Annotated in this window: 11 protein-coding genes; 9 read left to right on the top strand and 2 right to left on the bottom strand. The window is 31.8% G+C overall.

What is annotated here, in order from left to right; translation table 11 throughout:
• The first annotated feature begins 54 nt into the window (after positions 1–54).
• The gene (locus DMZ43_RS08460; protein ID WP_131507424.1) at positions 55–849 is read left to right on the top strand and encodes a sulfite exporter TauE/SafE family protein; all 795 of its coding nucleotides are present in this window, start codon (positions 55–57) and stop codon (positions 847–849) included.
• A gap of 63 nt (positions 850–912) precedes the next feature.
• A complete protein-coding gene (locus DMZ43_RS08455) occupies positions 913–2,328 on the top strand; it encodes a rhodanese-like domain-containing protein (RefSeq protein ID WP_131507422.1) in 1,416 nt (471 codons plus the stop codon).
• 39 nt (positions 2,329–2,367) lie between these two features.
• Here the strand turns inward: DMZ43_RS08455 and DMZ43_RS08450 are convergent, their stop codons facing one another.
• On the bottom strand, positions 2,368–3,366 hold the full coding sequence (locus DMZ43_RS08450) for a metal-dependent hydrolase (RefSeq protein ID WP_131507420.1): 999 nt from the start codon (positions 3,364–3,366) through the stop codon (positions 2,368–2,370).
• Between the two features lie 131 nt (positions 3,367–3,497).
• Between DMZ43_RS08450 and DMZ43_RS08445 the strand changes: the two genes are divergently transcribed.
• From DMZ43_RS08445 to DMZ43_RS08420, 6 genes are all read left to right on the top strand, one after another.
• A complete protein-coding gene (locus DMZ43_RS08445) occupies positions 3,498–3,836 on the top strand; it encodes a DUF4870 domain-containing protein (RefSeq protein WP_131507419.1) in 339 nt (112 codons plus the stop codon).
• Between the two features lie 216 nt (positions 3,837–4,052).
• The gene (locus DMZ43_RS08440; protein WP_238155800.1) at positions 4,053–6,884 is read left to right on the top strand and encodes a histidine kinase; all 2,832 of its coding nucleotides are present in this window, start codon (positions 4,053–4,055) and stop codon (positions 6,882–6,884) included.
• 3 nt (positions 6,885–6,887) lie between these two features.
• Positions 6,888–7,640, top strand: coding sequence for a LytTR family DNA-binding domain-containing protein (locus tag DMZ43_RS08435; RefSeq protein WP_131507415.1), 753 nt, complete (start codon positions 6,888–6,890; stop codon positions 7,638–7,640).
• Between the two features lie 141 nt (positions 7,641–7,781).
• Positions 7,782–9,005 (top strand): hypothetical protein, encoded by a 1,224-nt coding sequence (locus tag DMZ43_RS08430; RefSeq protein ID WP_131507413.1) that lies wholly within the window; start codon positions 7,782–7,784, stop codon positions 9,003–9,005.
• Positions 9,006–9,197: 192 nt separating this feature from the next.
• Complete coding sequence (locus DMZ43_RS08425; protein WP_131507411.1) at positions 9,198–11,261, top strand: T9SS type A sorting domain-containing protein; 2,064 nt, start codon at positions 9,198–9,200, stop codon at positions 11,259–11,261.
• 75 nt (positions 11,262–11,336) lie between these two features.
• The gene (locus DMZ43_RS08420) at positions 11,337–11,879 is read left to right on the top strand and encodes a hypothetical protein (RefSeq protein WP_131507410.1); all 543 of its coding nucleotides are present in this window, start codon (positions 11,337–11,339) and stop codon (positions 11,877–11,879) included.
• A gap of 99 nt (positions 11,880–11,978) precedes the next feature.
• On the opposite strand, the gene dnaN is transcribed toward DMZ43_RS08420, so the two are convergent.
• A complete protein-coding gene (gene dnaN / locus DMZ43_RS08415) occupies positions 11,979–13,097 on the bottom strand; it encodes a DNA polymerase III subunit beta (RefSeq protein WP_129760696.1) in 1,119 nt (372 codons plus the stop codon).
• Between the two features lie 202 nt (positions 13,098–13,299).
• On the opposite strand from dnaN, the gene DMZ43_RS08410 reads away from it, so the two are divergent.
• A complete protein-coding gene (locus DMZ43_RS08410) occupies positions 13,300–16,224 on the top strand; it encodes a S8 family serine peptidase (protein ID WP_131507408.1) in 2,925 nt (974 codons plus the stop codon).
• Positions 16,225–16,256 lie beyond the last annotated feature (32 nt).

Raw genomic sequence — 16,256 nt, 5'->3', positions numbered from 1 at the left:
TAGTTGCCAATAAACTAATATATCTATCTTATTTTTGTCTCATATTAATAAGATATGGATTTGTTATTGTTTTTTGAATACTTTGGAGCACTAGTTATTGGTCTTATACTTGGCTTAATTGGTGGAGGAGGTTCAATATTAACAGTGCCTCTTCTAGTTTATTTATTAGGCTATAACCCAGTTGTAGCAACAGCATACTCTTTGTTTGTTGTTGGTTCTTCTTCAGTAGTAGGTGTAATACAAAAACATCAAAAACAGCAAGTAGATTTTAAAACAGGATTACTCTTTTGTTTTCCTTCGTTTTTGGCAGTTTATGTTTCTAGAAGATTTTTAGTACCTAATATTCCAGACGTTATTTTTAGTACTAGTAGTTTTTCAATTACTAAAGATATGCTCATAATGGTGTTTTTTGCTTTGGTAATGTTGTTTGCAGCTATTTCAATGATAAAAAATAGAAGAGATACTCAAACCGAATTTGTGCCTCAACCGTATTATAAAACCTTTATTCAAGGATTGGTAATTGGTACTGTAACCGGATTAATAGGAGCAGGAGGAGGTTTTTTATATGTTCCTGCGTTAGTGTTGTGGTCTGGGTTGTCCATGAAAAAAGCAGTAGGAACATCATTAGTAATCATAGCAATAAATTCGTTGATAGGTTTTCTTGGAGATATGCAAACGCTAGTAATTGATTGGAAATTTCTTATTACATTCTCTCTAGTAACTATTGCAGGAATTTTACTTGGAGGCTATTTTTCAAAGTATGTATCTAATAAAAAACTAAAAAAGAGCTTTGGTTGGTTTGTACTTATCATGGCTGTTTATATAATTATAAAAGAGTTTGCAAAGTAATAGACAGCAAATGTTATTTTTGCAAAACTGTAAAATATTTAAAGACATTAAAACGTAAAGACTATGAAAATAGAACAAATATATACAGGTTGTTTAGCACAAGGTGCTTATTATATAGAAAGTAATGGTGAAGCTGCTATTATAGACCCTTTAAGAGAAGTGAGTCCATATATTAAAAAGGCAGCTCAGGATAATGCAAAGATTAAGTACATTTTTGAAACACATTTTCATGCCGATTTTGTTAGCGGTCACGTTACACTTTCTAAACAAACAGGAGCTCCAATAGTTTATGGACCGCTTGCAAATCCTGCTTTTGATGCAATAATTGCTGAAGATAATCAGGAGTTTAAAATAGGAGATATTTCAATAATTGCTCTACATACTCCAGGGCATACCATGGAGAGTACAACCTATTTATTAAAAGATGAAAACGGTAAAGACCATGCGATTTTTAGTGGTGATACATTATTTTTAGGTGATGTAGGTAGACCAGATTTAGCTCAAAAAGCAGGTGATATTACAAAAGAAGATTTAGCAGGTTTCTTGTTTGATAGTTTAAGAAACAAAATCATGCCTTTAGCTAATGATGTTATTGTTTATCCAGCTCATGGAGCAGGTTCAGCATGTGGTAAAAACATGATGAAAGAAACTGTTGATACTTTAGGAAACCAAAAGCAAATGAACTATGCTTTACGTGCTGATATGACTAAAGAAGAGTTTATTGCTGAAGTGACTGATGGTTTATTACCTCCACCTCAATATTTTCCTTTAAATGTAAAAATGAATAAAGAAGGCTATGATGATATTGATGAGGTTATAAAAAGAGGAACAAAAGCATTGTCTCCTAATGCCTTTGAAGTTTTGGCAAACGAAACAGGAGCAATCGTTTTAGATGTTCGTCATCAATCAGAATTTGTAAAAGGCCACATCCCACGTTCAATTTTTATAGGTATTGATGGCGGTTTTGCACCTTGGGTTGGAGCACTTATTGCTGATGTTGAGCAACCAATTCTTATTGTTGCTGATAAAGATAGAGTAGAAGAAACTGTGACACGTTTATCTCGTGTTGGTTTTGATAATACTTTAGGCTATTTAGAAGGTGGTTATGAAGCTTGGGAAGCAGCAGGAAAAGAAACAGATTCTATAGAATCTATTTCTGCCGATGAATTTAAAAATAGAATGGAAGCGAATACCATTCCTGTTTTTGATGTTAGAAAAGAAGGCGAATTTTTAAAATCGCATTTACCAACTGCACATTTTACACCTTTAGATTATCTAAATCAGCACTTAGCAGAATTTCCTAACGAAGAGACCTTTTATGTACATTGTGCAGGAGGGTATCGATCTGTTATAGCAGCTTCAATTTTAAAGAGTAGAGGTATTCATAATTTAGTTGATGTAGCTGGTGGATTTGGAGCAATAAAAAAATCAGGAATTCCAGTAACTGATGAGGTTTGCCCTAGTACATTAAAAAAATAGAAAAAATTAAAATCGGTATGGTAATATGCTATACCGATTTTAATTTCCTTTAATGCGTTGCCATAATGCATTGAGCATACCTTTAGCATCACTTCTGTCTCTTGGTTGCTCAATAAAATTTACAGTCCCATCTGTATGTTTTTCTATTAAAAATTGAAACACAAAATCGTCCGATTCTGGTTTTAAATTCAATAGTCCAAATCGTAAATCATTAAAATATAAGTTTCCGTTTTTTTGAGAAATGCTGTACCAACCTTCAGTAATGGCAATCATTCGTTGTACTTTCTCATTATGTTTTAAGTCATCAATTAAATGATGATTTTTTTCATATATAGAAAACGAGATTGGTTGTGAGTCAAAAAACGAATAGTCTCCCAATAAATAAACATCTTTAGTATCTACATTAGCATTCCAAAGGATCGTGTTTAAAGGCGACGGTCTTGTATCAATATCTATATAATCAATATTTTGATTGTTCAATGCTTGTTTAAATTGGGAAAATGCAGCCCATTTTAAGAATAAAGTAATAACAAGGTAGGTTGAACTTAAAATTAACCCAAGTCTATTAAAAAATTGCCGTTTAGGATTAGTTCTTCTGCTGAAAAGTGCTAAGAGTAAACACACTAAAAAAGGTAAAGTGTAGATAGGGTCTACTACAAAAATGTTTTTATAAGCAAGCCGCAAATCAAAAGGCCAAAATAATTGGGTTCCCCAAGTGGTATGTGCATCTAGTAAAGGGTGTGTTATAAAAGCCCAAAAGAACAACCATGACCAAGATTTAAAGCTTTTAAAGGATTCGATTTTTGAAACCAGCCAACCAAAAATAGGTGCAAATACAATAGAAAATACTATGGAGTGTGTAAACCCTCTATGAATTTCTAAAGCTGAAACTGTGTCGGTAAAATTTGAAGCCAATACATCCAAGTCAGGAATAGTGCCAGCAATTGCTCCGTAAAGCATAGCTTTGTTTCCAACTTTTTTTCCTAAAACTGCTTCACCAACAGCAGCACCTAAAACTATTTGAGTAAGTGAGTCCATAATATTATCACAAAACTATTTAAAATTGGATTGTCTTTATACAAAATGGGTCAATAATATTTTTTATATTAAAGGTGTAACATTCTTGATTTTTCAGCGTCAAATAAGTATCAATCAAAATTTACACCATCATGAGAGAAGATAGACAACTTATAGTGATAACACATTTAAGTCAATTATTGTGTTTTATTACTGGTTTTGGAAGTTTAATTGTTCCGCTTGTAATTTGGATAACTCAAAAAGAGAAAGTATTTCAAATGGATGCTCATGGAAAAAACATAGTAAACTTTCAAATTAGCATGATCCTTTATGCTTTATTATGCATTCCTTTAATTTTAGCTTTCGGATTAGGTATATTAGGTTTTATAATACTTGGCATTATTTCATTAGTTTTTCCTATCATAAACGCTATTAAAGCAAACAATGGAGAAACTCCAACATACCCTTTATCTCTTAGTTTTATTAGTTAGTTATATTTTTTATAGAGGTAAATTAAAAACGCTCACTGTATAGTGGGCGTTTTTTTATATTTAGAAAAAAATAAGGCAGTTACAGAAAAATAAGACGCTCATTGTGAACATAAATATTAAGTTTGTTAATTGATATTTATGTGGCGTTATATTAAATACATATTATTTTTATTGTTACCAGTTTTTGTAGTTGCTCAAAATCCGGTGACGCAGCATATGTCTAAAATTTCTAATCTTCCTGATGTTGAGTTTTATGATATTCTAGAAGATCACAACCACTATATCTGGCTTGCTGCAGATAAGGGTTTATACCGTTATAACGGAAATAATTACCAAAAGTTTACAAACCCTAACCAAAAAGCAAATTCTTTATTTCAATTAAAATTAGATGAAAAAGGAAAACTTTGGTGTAGTAATATTTACGGGCAAATTTTCTATGTTGAAAACGATACTTTACATCTTTTTTATGACGCAAGTAAGCTAGTAAAAGGGCAGTTGTCACCTTTTGAAATTACCAATACATCCATACGCTTATTTACTGTAGATGGTATTTATGATATTAATTTAAAAGACAAAAACGCCATCAAGCTTTTTGAAGGTATGTCTGTTAGTGAGAGTACTCACAATGATTTGTCCTATGTCATTAAAATGAACGCAAATAACAGACCTTCAAAAGAAAAACAGAACTGGTATCAAATTAAAGATGACCAGATAAAACTGCTTAAAACACTCACGTCTAAATACAGAATGCAGTCACCAAAGGTATACGCTTTTAAAAATAGTGTGTTGTTAAATTTTAAAGAACAAGGCAAAAATCAACTTTATATTTATAAAACTGAAATAGACGATGTTTTAAAGCTAAAGACACCTAAATCATTAGAAGATTTAACCATTTACAACATCACTTCTTTAAATAGTGACTATTGGTTTTTAACAACATCTGGTGTGTTTATTTTTCAACTAAAAGGTCAACAATTAGTTTTAAAAGAACAATTATTTAGTAATGAGTCTGTTACCGATGTATTGGTAGATTTTAATGAAAATTATTGGTTTACAACATTAGACAACGGTGTTTTTGTGTCTTCTAATCTTAATATTAGACAGCTTAATTTAGAACAAGCAAAAGATAAAATTACCGCAGCTTGTGCACTAAATAACAATCAATTTTTATTAGGTACAAATAATGGTAAGTTGTTGTTTTATAATACAAACGGTGTTTTTAAGACGCTTAAATTACCTGGATCAAAAATCATAGGTAATTTATTTTTTGATGCATCACAAAACCATGTAATTGTTAGTATTAATGCATCAGAATCTTATAGTGTAGATCTAAATCTGTTCACTATTAAAGACCAAAAAAATAAATATTCTGTTGCAAAAACATTTTCAAAAATTAATGATGAAAATCTCTTCTACGGAAGCTACAAAGAAGCCATAATATATAACAAACCGTATATTTCAGATTCTACAAGAGTTATTAGAAAAAGTAGAGTAAAAGCATCTGAAATATTAAACAATCAGTTATTTGTTTCTTTTATAGATGGCTTATATCAATTTGATGTTAATAGTTTTCAGTCAAAAGAAATTAAGTTAGATGGCGAAAGTATTTTAGTAAACTCAATAGCTAAAATAAACGATGCTATTTGGTTGGCAACACAGCACAATGGCTTGTTGTGTTTTAAGGATGGTCAATTAATTTCTAGGCATGATGCGTTGCCAAAGCAAGTGCAAATAAATACATTAAAATCTGATGGTGAATTTTTATGGATTTCTACCGAAGAAGGTTTTTATAAGTTTCATCCCAAAACCAATCAAGTAAGGCGTTTAAACACACAAGATGGATTAACATTATCAGTAGATAAGTTTATTATTCTTGAAGATTATTTGGTGTCTGTTTTTCCAAATTCATTGTACGTAATGCCCAAAAACAATACGCTTTTTAAGGCTTTTAAAACCTCAAAAGTTTGGATAACATCCGTTCAAGTAAATGATAAGGATACAGTTGTAAATACCTACTACAATTTACCTTACGATTATAATAAATTACGATTCGATTTTAACTCAAACGGATTTCAATCTAATAAACATGTTAGCTACAAATACCGTATAAAACCAATTGATACCACGTGGCGAAACGTGCCTTTAAATACGCATTTTGTGGTGTTTAACAGCTTGTCTAGTGGCGATTATATATTTGAATTACAAGGTCAAAATATTAGTAGTAAAGACGTACAATTTGCAAGTCCTATTACCTTTACTATAGCAAAACCATTTTGGGAAACCTATTGGTTTTATGGTTTAGTAATAGCAACAATAATAGGTTTAGTTTGGCTGTATTTTAGATGGCGATTACAACAAAAAGAAGCGCAGCGAATTGCTGAAGTTGATAAAATTTTAATCGATAAAAAAATAACGAATTTAAGGTTAGAAAACCTGCGCTCGCAAATGAATCCGCATTTCATTTTCAATGCCTTAAATTCTATTCAAGATTATATTATTTCCAATGAAAAGGAATTGGCAAGCTCGTATTTAGTGAAGTTTAGCCGATTAATCCGCATGTATTTAGATTACAGTCAGCAAAACGAAATTACTTTAGAAGAAGAATTAAACGCTTTAAAACTGTATTTAGAATTAGAAAAAGTGCGTTTTGAAGATGAATTGGAATACGAGATTTCTGTCGATAATAAATTGAAGACAAAACAGATAAAAGTACCGTCATTATTTATACAACCGTATGTTGAAAATGCTTTAAAACACGGTTTATTACACAAATTAAACGACCGAAAATTGCATATTGAAGCGAAAATAATTCAGCAAAATAAATTAGAAATTACGGTTGAAGATAACGGAATTGGTCGAGTACAATCGGAAAGATTAAAACGACCAAACCAACAGCACAAACCTTTTGCCACTAAAGCTAATGAAGAACGTGTGCACTTATATAAAAACAAATTAAAACGTGATATAACCATAACTACCAACGATTTGTATGACGAAAACGACGTAGCTGCAGGTACAAAAGTGGTCATCACGATGCCAATACATTAAGATATGAAAGCCATAATTATAGACGACGAAAAACGTGCCAGACATTTACTATCAAACTTGCTAACCGAACATTGTGAAAGCATCACAAACATTGAAGAAGCGCAAGATTTGGCATCTGGTGTAGACTTGATTAAAACCAGTAAACCTGATGTCGTTTTTTTAGATATTGAAATGCCAAATCAGTCTGGATTAGATATTTTAGAATACTTTCCAAATCAGATAGATTTTAAAATCATTTTCGTGACGGCATACAATCAATATGCGATTGAAGCTTTCAAATTATCAGCAGTAGATTATTTGTTAAAGCCAGTTGATACAACCGAATTAAAAGAAGCTGTTACAAAAGCTGAAGAAGCCATAAAAGCCAACAATTTAAACGACCAGATTAATAAGTTACGCGACTCGTTAAAGCAACTCTCAATGGACAAAATTGCTTTAGAAATACCTAAAGGCATCATGTTCGCATCGCATAATGATATCGTCTATTTTGAAGCCGATGGTATGTACACCAACGTACAACTTATGGATGGTAAACAAAAAACCATTTGTAAACCATTAAAGCACTTTGTAGAGCAATTGGAACACAACGCGATGTTTTTTAAATGTCATCGTTCGTATTTAATCAACTTAAAATATGTTGATGAATTGGTTAAAGACGATGGCGATTATTTACTAATGAACAATCAAAAACGAATTCCAATTTCAAAATCTAAACGCGATCAATTTTTAGAAGTAATTAAGGAAACGTTTATGTAGTTTTTCAGAGCATTATGTCTTTCAGAGCAAAGCGATGTATCTCGAAAATTCCTTCAGAAAAAAAATCCTCGGTTTTAGAAAAATCCAAATTAAGAATGGTTGTTTAGGTGCTTATTTTGAAGCCCACTAAACACAATTCTTATGAAAAAAATAGTTCTATTATTTGTATTGGCATTATGCTACACAACGTCGCATGCGCAATTTGGTAAAATGTTAAAGAAGAAAGCCAAAGCAGCAGTAGAGAAAAAGTTAGATAAAAAAGAAACAAGCAGTTCATCTTCAAAATCTGAAAATGCTTCAGGAATGGTTAGCAGTTCTTCAACATCTAATCAAAATGTATCAAAAACAGAATATACTGATGAAGAATTTAAAGCAGAATTAGCTAAAAAGTATCCAAATGACCAAGAGAAACAAGATTTATACTATCAAAAATATCTTGAGAAAAAGCAACAAGAAGCCGAAGCTAATAAGCCTAAACCTGCTAATACAGTAAGTGACGATTTTTTATATATGTCGTATCCATTTGCGATGACAAAAGGTATGAGTGCAGTTGGTGTTGATCGCGTAAAAATTAGACGTCAAATGACAGACATGGGCGATAATGTAGACTTATTGCCTGCACAAGATCCAGAATATTCATGGTTACGCTTTTTAACAACACCAGAACTAGTAGCCATGTCACCAGAAGGTTACATAGGTTACGAGTTAGTTTCAGGAATGTTTACAACCAAAGTTGGCGCAGACCGATCGCAAACTTTAGAGCTTGGTACAGGTATGCCAATTTTAGTAAGAGGCATGTTAATTGCAGACGACGTATTTGTAATTTACGCAGCTTCTCACCAAGGCGGACACGCATTTAATGTGCCATCGTACATGATTCAAGAAGATATTACTATTCTAAATGTGATTGGTAAAGGCGAACAACAATTTCATTTAGAGTGGTTAGAAAAAGCGAAGCCAATTGTAAAAGAGTTTGAAGCCACGTTAAAAGCAAATTATGATGCTGCTGCAAAATCGACTATGGATGCTATAAAAATGCCAAAAGCAGGCAGCATGAATAGTAATGCTTCATTAGTGAGTTTTGCTAAAGAAAATGTATCAAAAATCATTGCAAAAGATGGCGCAAAACTTCTAAAGTTAAACATAGAATCTAACGATTGGAGTATTGTAAAAAACAAATACACAGGTCGTATTTTATACCGTTGGATTAAAGGTGCATTCACAGAAAAAAACAAAAATAACGACTGCTATTTACAAGGTTTTTTAATCAAGCAACAGTACAATGGTAGTGGTTATGGCAGTTCACAATTTGGTGGTGTTATTCACGGACAAATGCCATACGGACAAAAAATGAATTGCGAATAATTAATATAGGCTAATAACCCATAGTTTGTAAAGTCTGCTTATTAAGCAGGCTTTTTTATTTGATTAAAAGTGTAAGAATAATCTTTATTATTTATTCAGAAAGAAATTAGAGCTATTCAGAAAAAAGCAAATTGAAAACCTTATATGTAGTAGTTGTTTTGTGGTTGAAAATAAAAACAAATCTCAACTACAATGAAAAAAACATTACTCTTATTTACAACCTATTTATGTTTGGGTGTTTCTGCAATTTTCGCTCAAAACGTAAACATTCCAGATTTCAACTTTAAAAATTATTTGTTAAATAATACTGCTATTAATACAAATTCTGATACAGAAATTTCGGTAGCTGAAGCGCAAGCTTTTACAGGAACAATATCGGCTACAAGTTTGGGAATTACAGATTTAACAGGAATTGAAGCTTTTGTAAATATAACTACATTAGAAGTATATTCAAATATCTTAACATCATTAGACGTTAGTAACAACACCAGTTTAACACGATTACATTGTGCAAATAACCAAATAACAACAATAGATGTTAGTAATATTCCAACATTAAATCAAATTCATTGTCAAAATAATCAGTTGGTAGAATTAAATTTAGCTAATGGTAACAATCCTAATTTTACATACATGAAATCTTATGGAAACCCAAATTTAACGTGTATTCAACATGATCCTAATTACACACCTTCGTATACTAATGCTGGTCAGTACGCACAAGGATGGACAAGAGATGCAAACTCTAGTTATTCTTCAAATTGTAATTATGGACCTGTTTATGTAGATGCGAATGCAACTGGAGCAAATGACGGAAGTTCGTGGATTGATGCTTATACAACAATTGATGCAGCACTAGCTGTAGCTGGTCCTAATAGAAATATTTGGGTAGCAAAAGGTATTTATAAGCCAACAGCTCAAAACACGCCTTTAGAAATAAATGATACTAGTATTTCTATTTTCGGTGGTTTTGATGGTACTGAAACTCAATTATCAGATAGAGATTTAACTTTGATAAATACAACTAATGCGACTGTTATTACAGGTGATATGAATGGTGATGACGTTGATGGTGATTTTACTTCTAATAAATCTGATAATGCAGATAGATTAATTTTAGTTGATGCTACAAACATTACGATTGATGGTTTTATTTTAGAAAATATTTACGATACATCAAGTAATGCTCATAATCAAGACAATGGTGTTATTTGTTCAAAATATTATGGTGCTTCTACTTGGATTGAAAACTTGAGTATAAAAAACTGTAGTTTTAAAAATAACTATAGTAATGATTTTTTAATTAAAGGAATTGGTCTAAAAGATAATTTTAAACTTTCCAACGTAAGTTTTACAAATAATGTAAGTACTGGACAAAGTATTATTTTATTACACACAGATCGTTTTAATAATATTTATGCAAACTTTTCAAATGTGTTGTTTGCAGATAACGAAACCAAGTTTTCTGTTATCAATGCCTACCGAATTCCTGATGGCTCATTTACAAACTTCAGAGACTTAGATTTAATAATAACTAATTCATCTTTTATTAATAATAATGTAGTAAATGTCAATAATACATCTTATGGTCAGGCTATTATCATGGGATCTGATAATACTAGAGGACACTTAGAGATAAATAACTCGATCTTTTTTGGTAATACGTTAAATGGAACTTACGCAGACAGAGATATTTCTTATGGTACTCAGGGAAATCATTATGAATTAGTAATTAATAATTCAATAACTCAAATTACAAACAATGGTGGAGCATCAGGAGCTTTTGCAGCACCATCATTTAATAATGTTCAAGATTTAGATCCAAATACAGTATCTCTTAATTTGAGTGCAGATTATAAACCAACATCAAGCTCGTCTTACATTATAGACCAAGGAAATAATTCTTTATATGATACTGCTTTATTCGGTGATTTAGATTTATCAGGTAATGATAGAATTTTTAACAGTACAATAGACCTTGGTGCTTTTGAATATGATTCAACATTAGGAATTGATGATTTGTCTTTAGATACAAACTCAGTAAAACTATATCCAAACCCTGTAAGTGACAGGTTATTTATTAAATCTACAGAGCAAGTTGAGAACGTGTTTATTTACACTATTAGCGGACAGTTAGTAAAGCAAGTAAATGAAGTTAATAATGGAATTAATGTGGCTAATTTACCTTCAGGATTATACATGATTCAAATTAAAACATCTAAAAGAACTATTAATCAGAAGTTTCTTAGAAACTAGTTGATGTTATATCAATTTGATTTAGCGCTCACTCTTGTGGGCGCTTTTTTTAAAAAACTATTCAAAACAAAAACTATGAAATATTTAAAAACAATCATACTCGTAATGTTTACTATTGTATTAACTTCTTGTTCATCTGATGATGATTCCAATACTTCAGAAAGCAATTTTATTAAAGTTGGTGAATCTTCTTTTGAGATGAAAGCAGCATTAGTAGAGCCATCATTTAATTCGGTTTTTTTAAGTTTAACAAATAAAACTGAAGCAGAAATTAATGCTTCTTTTTCAGGAACAACACTAAATAATGTCGATTATTTTACTGCAAGAATCAATCATTTTGATCTTACTCCTGGAGAAACTTACGATCTAGATGACATTTCTAATTTAGAATTTATTGTTAATGGAGATGTTATTAATTCTGAGTTTGAAAACGGTTTCAGTCAGTTTTATAAAAGTGGAAGTAACGCTGATTTAGAAGTAACATCAGGACATGTAACAGTAATTGACTACTCAGTAGATAATATTACTTTATCTCTTGAATTTGAGAGAGCTGATGGTGTATTGGTGTCAGGAACGTATAATGGCTCATTCATCTATTTGGATGATACTAATAATTAAAAAGTGTTACTATTAATTATAAAAGAGGAACTATAATTTTAACACAAAAAAAGCGCTTACCAATGTAAGCGCTTTTTATATATAATTAATTTGAAAAGGCTAACTATTCAACATTACAGGCATAACAAGCATAGTAACTTGTTCGCCTTCGTCTAACCCATCAACAGGCGTTAAAATACCAGCTCTGTTAGGTAAGCTCATTTCTAATTGTACTTCGTCAGCATTTAAGTTTGTTAACATTTCAGTTAAAAAGCGAGAGTTAAAACCTATTTGCATGTCATCACCTTGGTAGTCACATGTTAGGCGTTCTTCAGCTTTGTTTGAGTAATCAATATCTTCGGCAGAAATGTTTAATTCAGCTCCTGCAATTTTTAAGCGAATTTGATGTGTTGTTTTATTTGAGAAAATACTAACACGTTTAACAGAATTTAAAAACTGTGTTCTGTCAATACTTAATTTATTTGGATTTTCTTTTGGTATTACAGCTTCATAATTAGGGTATTTTCCATCAATTAATCGGCAAACTAGTTCAGAGTTTTCAAAAGTAAATTTAGCATTTGAATCGTTATACTCAATTTTTACATCATCATCACTTGTAGCTAAAATTCCTTTTAAAAGATTTAAAGGTTTTTTAGGCATGATAAATTCAGCAACTTGATTTGCTTTAACATCTTCTCTAGTGTATTTAACTAATTTATGAGCATCAGTAGCAACAAAGGTTAAACCGTCTGTTGAAAACTGAAAGAATACACCACTCATAACAGGTCTTAAATCGTCATTTCCAGCAGCAAAAATAGTTTTACTAATAGCAGTTGCTAGTATCTCACCAGAAACCATAGTTGTACTTGGATCTTCTAATTCAACAGCTTTAGGAAATTCGTTTCCTTCAGCATAAGCTAAAGCATACTTACCATGGTTAGAGCTAATCTCAACTGTGTTGTTATCTTCAACAACAAACGTTAATGGTTGCTCAGGGAACGTTTTTAAGGTATCCAATAGTAATCGTGCAGGTAAGGCTATACTACCATTACTGTCACTTTCAACATCAATTACTGATGACATTGTGGTTTCTAAATCACTAGCTGAAACCGTTAATTTTGAGTTTTCAAGTTCAAACAAAAAATTATCTAAAATTGGAAGTGTGTTAGAGTTGTTAATTACTCCACCTAAAACTTGTAATTGTTTAAGCAAATACGTACTCGATACTATAAACTTCATGAAATTGCTTTAAATTTTTATCGTTATGAATATTTAAGCAAATATATTTTATTAAAGTGATAATTGTAAGCCTTAGTTATACATTTTTATTAACAAGTAAATTTTTTGTATTTCTTAACCAGAATTTTAGATTCTCGTTAACATAAAAAGTATTGTGATTATAATATTATGTGGTATATTTATACGCTTAAAAAAATGAAAAATGTATAAAAATACTTTCGGGTATAAATTAATCCTAATGCTCTCTTTTGTTAGTTTTAATTTCTTAACAGCCCAAACTGATGAACAAAAAAGAGAAATTATCGCTACTTATGACCATGCATTACTTTCACAAATGGCGAATGAATTTTCGTTAGCTTTTGAAAATGATTTAAAGGCAGCTAGAGTCTATGCTATGGAAAACAATTTACCAACTGTAATTTTTACAGAAAATGGAGGTATGTCAAAGTTGCATAAAGTTTTAGAAGATGGAACTTTACTTTATTTGTCAACAGACAATAGAGGAGCTGGAGTTACGGTTAGAGCAAATAAGCTCTACACAGGTCCAAGTGGAGGACTAAATTTATCTGTTGAAGGTACAGGAATGACTCTAGGTGTTTGGGATGGTGGAAAAGTTTTGGATACGCATGAGTTATTAGTTGATAGAGTTACTCAACAAGATGGATCAACAACATTGTCTAACCATGCAACGCATGTGTCAGGAACAATGATTGGATCTAATGTGCCAGCAAGTGGTCAAGCTAGAGGTATGGCGTTTAGAGCTAGTCTAAATGCGTATGACTTTGATAACGATCTATCAGAAATGACTACTGCCGCAGCAAATGGGTTGTTAATTTCTAATCATTCTTATGGACTTAATGCTGAATTTTTACCAACATACTATTTTGGTAGATATGATAATTTAGCAGTTCAAGTAGATAACATATTATACAATGCACCTTACTATACTGCAGTTTTTTCTGCCGGAAATGATAGAAACGCAGGTTACAATACTGGAGATAATGGTTATGATTTATTAACTGATAGAGGAGTCTCTAAAAACGGAATTACAGTTGCTGCTGTAAACCAAGTTAATAATTATACAGGACCTTCAAGTGTTGTGATGTCAAGTTTTAGTAGTTGGGGACCAACAGATGATGGAAGAATAAAACCAGACATCTCAGCTAAGGGTGTTAACACATATTCATCTGTAGCTACTTCTAATACTGCATATGGTAGTATGAATGGTACATCTATGGCTACACCAAGTGTTTCAGGTTCTTTAGGGTTACTCCAAGAGCTTTACAGTGATATTCATGGTAATTTCATGAAGTCTTCAACATTAAGAGCTTTAGCAATTCATACTGCTTCTGAAGCAGGTGTTTTTCCTGGTCCAGATTATCAATTTGGTTGGGGATTATTGGATTGTGAAACGGCAGCTATTGCAATTTTAGAAGAAGAATTTCAGTCTTTAATTGAAGAGAACAGTCTTGCCGATGGAGCAACATTCACAAAGTCTGTAACAGCGTTAGGAACAGAGCCTCTAGTGGTTACAATTGCTTGGACTGATCCTGCAGGTACAGTACAGGGTACTACGGTAGATGATACTACACCTAGACTAGTTAATGATTTAGATTTAAGAGTCGTAGATGCTAGTAATAATACAACTTATCCTTGGGCTTTAAGTGCATTTAGTTATACTTCTCCTGCAATTAGAAGCGTAAATAACGTTGATAATGTTGAAAAAGTTGAAATAGATGTTCCTGCTGGAGATTATACAATCATAGTAGATCATAAAGGGACTTTAGATTCAGGAAATCAAGATTTTGCATTAATCGTAACAGGGATTTCTGAATCAGATTTTGCATTTACTCCTGAAAATATTACAAAAACTTTTTGTGCAGATGAAGTTGGAGATTATTACTTTAACTATTCATCAAGTGACACTTACAATGGGCCAACAACACTGTCAGCTACTGGATTACCAGCAGGAGCAGTGGCAACATTTACTCCTAGTGTAATCACTGCCGATGAAGACTTTACTTTAGAAATATCTGGTTTAGACTCAGTGACTCCTGGTACTTATTCCTTTGATGTTGTTGCTACTGGTACTTCTGATACTAAGACAAGACAAATGGAAATTGAAGTATTAAGCGCTGACCCTATTAGTGATGTAACATTAAATTACCCTAGCGCAGGAGAGTCAGGTGTTTACATATATCCAGGATTAACTTGGGACGCAGTCAGTGGAGCAAGTGGTTATAAAGTTGAAGTTTCTGAGCTTTCTGACTTTAGTACTCTAATTTTTGAAGATACAGTAGAAGCAAACACTGTTAGTGTTCCGGCATTGAATAGTAACACACAATATTACTGGAGAGTTATGGCATTCTCTGATTGTGTTGATGCTAATTTTGTGTCTTCTTCTTTTACTACTGAAGCTGTTAATTGTTCTATTTCATCTACTGCAAATGATAACCCACAACCTATAGATACTGTGCCAAATACGGTTACATCGGTTATAAATGTACCAGCAGGTCAAGATATTTTAGTTGGTGATATTAATGTGACTGTTAATTTATCACATACTTGGATGGGTGATTTAACGGTTAGTTTAACTAGTCCATCAGGTACTTCCGTCGTATTGTTTAGTAACGCTTGTGATGATTTAGACGATACAAATGTAACTTTTGATGATTCGGGTGTTGAGTTTTCTTGTTCAGGAACAGTGCCAGCACTTTCAGGAACAATGCAACCTCAAAATTTATTGACTCCATTTATAGGAGAAAATGCAGCTGGTGATTGGACACTTACAGTTAATGATGGTTATGATGAAGATGGTGGGTTTTTAAATAGTTTCTCACTTGAATTATGTAGTACTGCAGGACCTTTAAGTGTAGCTGATAAAGAACTAGAAGGATTTGCAATTTATCCTAATCCTGCTAAAAATCATTTTGAGTTTACTTTGTTAAACCAACAAGAAAATGTTAAAGTAGGTGTTTATGATATTAATGGTCGTTTATTGATTTCAAAATCATTTAATACAAACGAGCGTAAACTTGTAAGTGTAGAGAACTTATCTAGCGGAATGTATTTTGTTGAAGTAATAAATGGTCAACAAAAAGGAGTTAAAAAACTAATGGTTAAATAACAAACAACTCTCAATAAAATAAAAAAGCGACC

The organism is Meridianimaribacter sp. CL38 (assembly GCF_004328055.1).
Classification (GTDB): Bacteria; Bacteroidota; Bacteroidia; order Flavobacteriales; family Flavobacteriaceae; genus Gaetbulibacter_B; species Gaetbulibacter_B jejuensis.
Note: the sequence above shows the minus strand (reverse complement) of the source record. Positions and strands in the feature narration are given on the sequence as shown.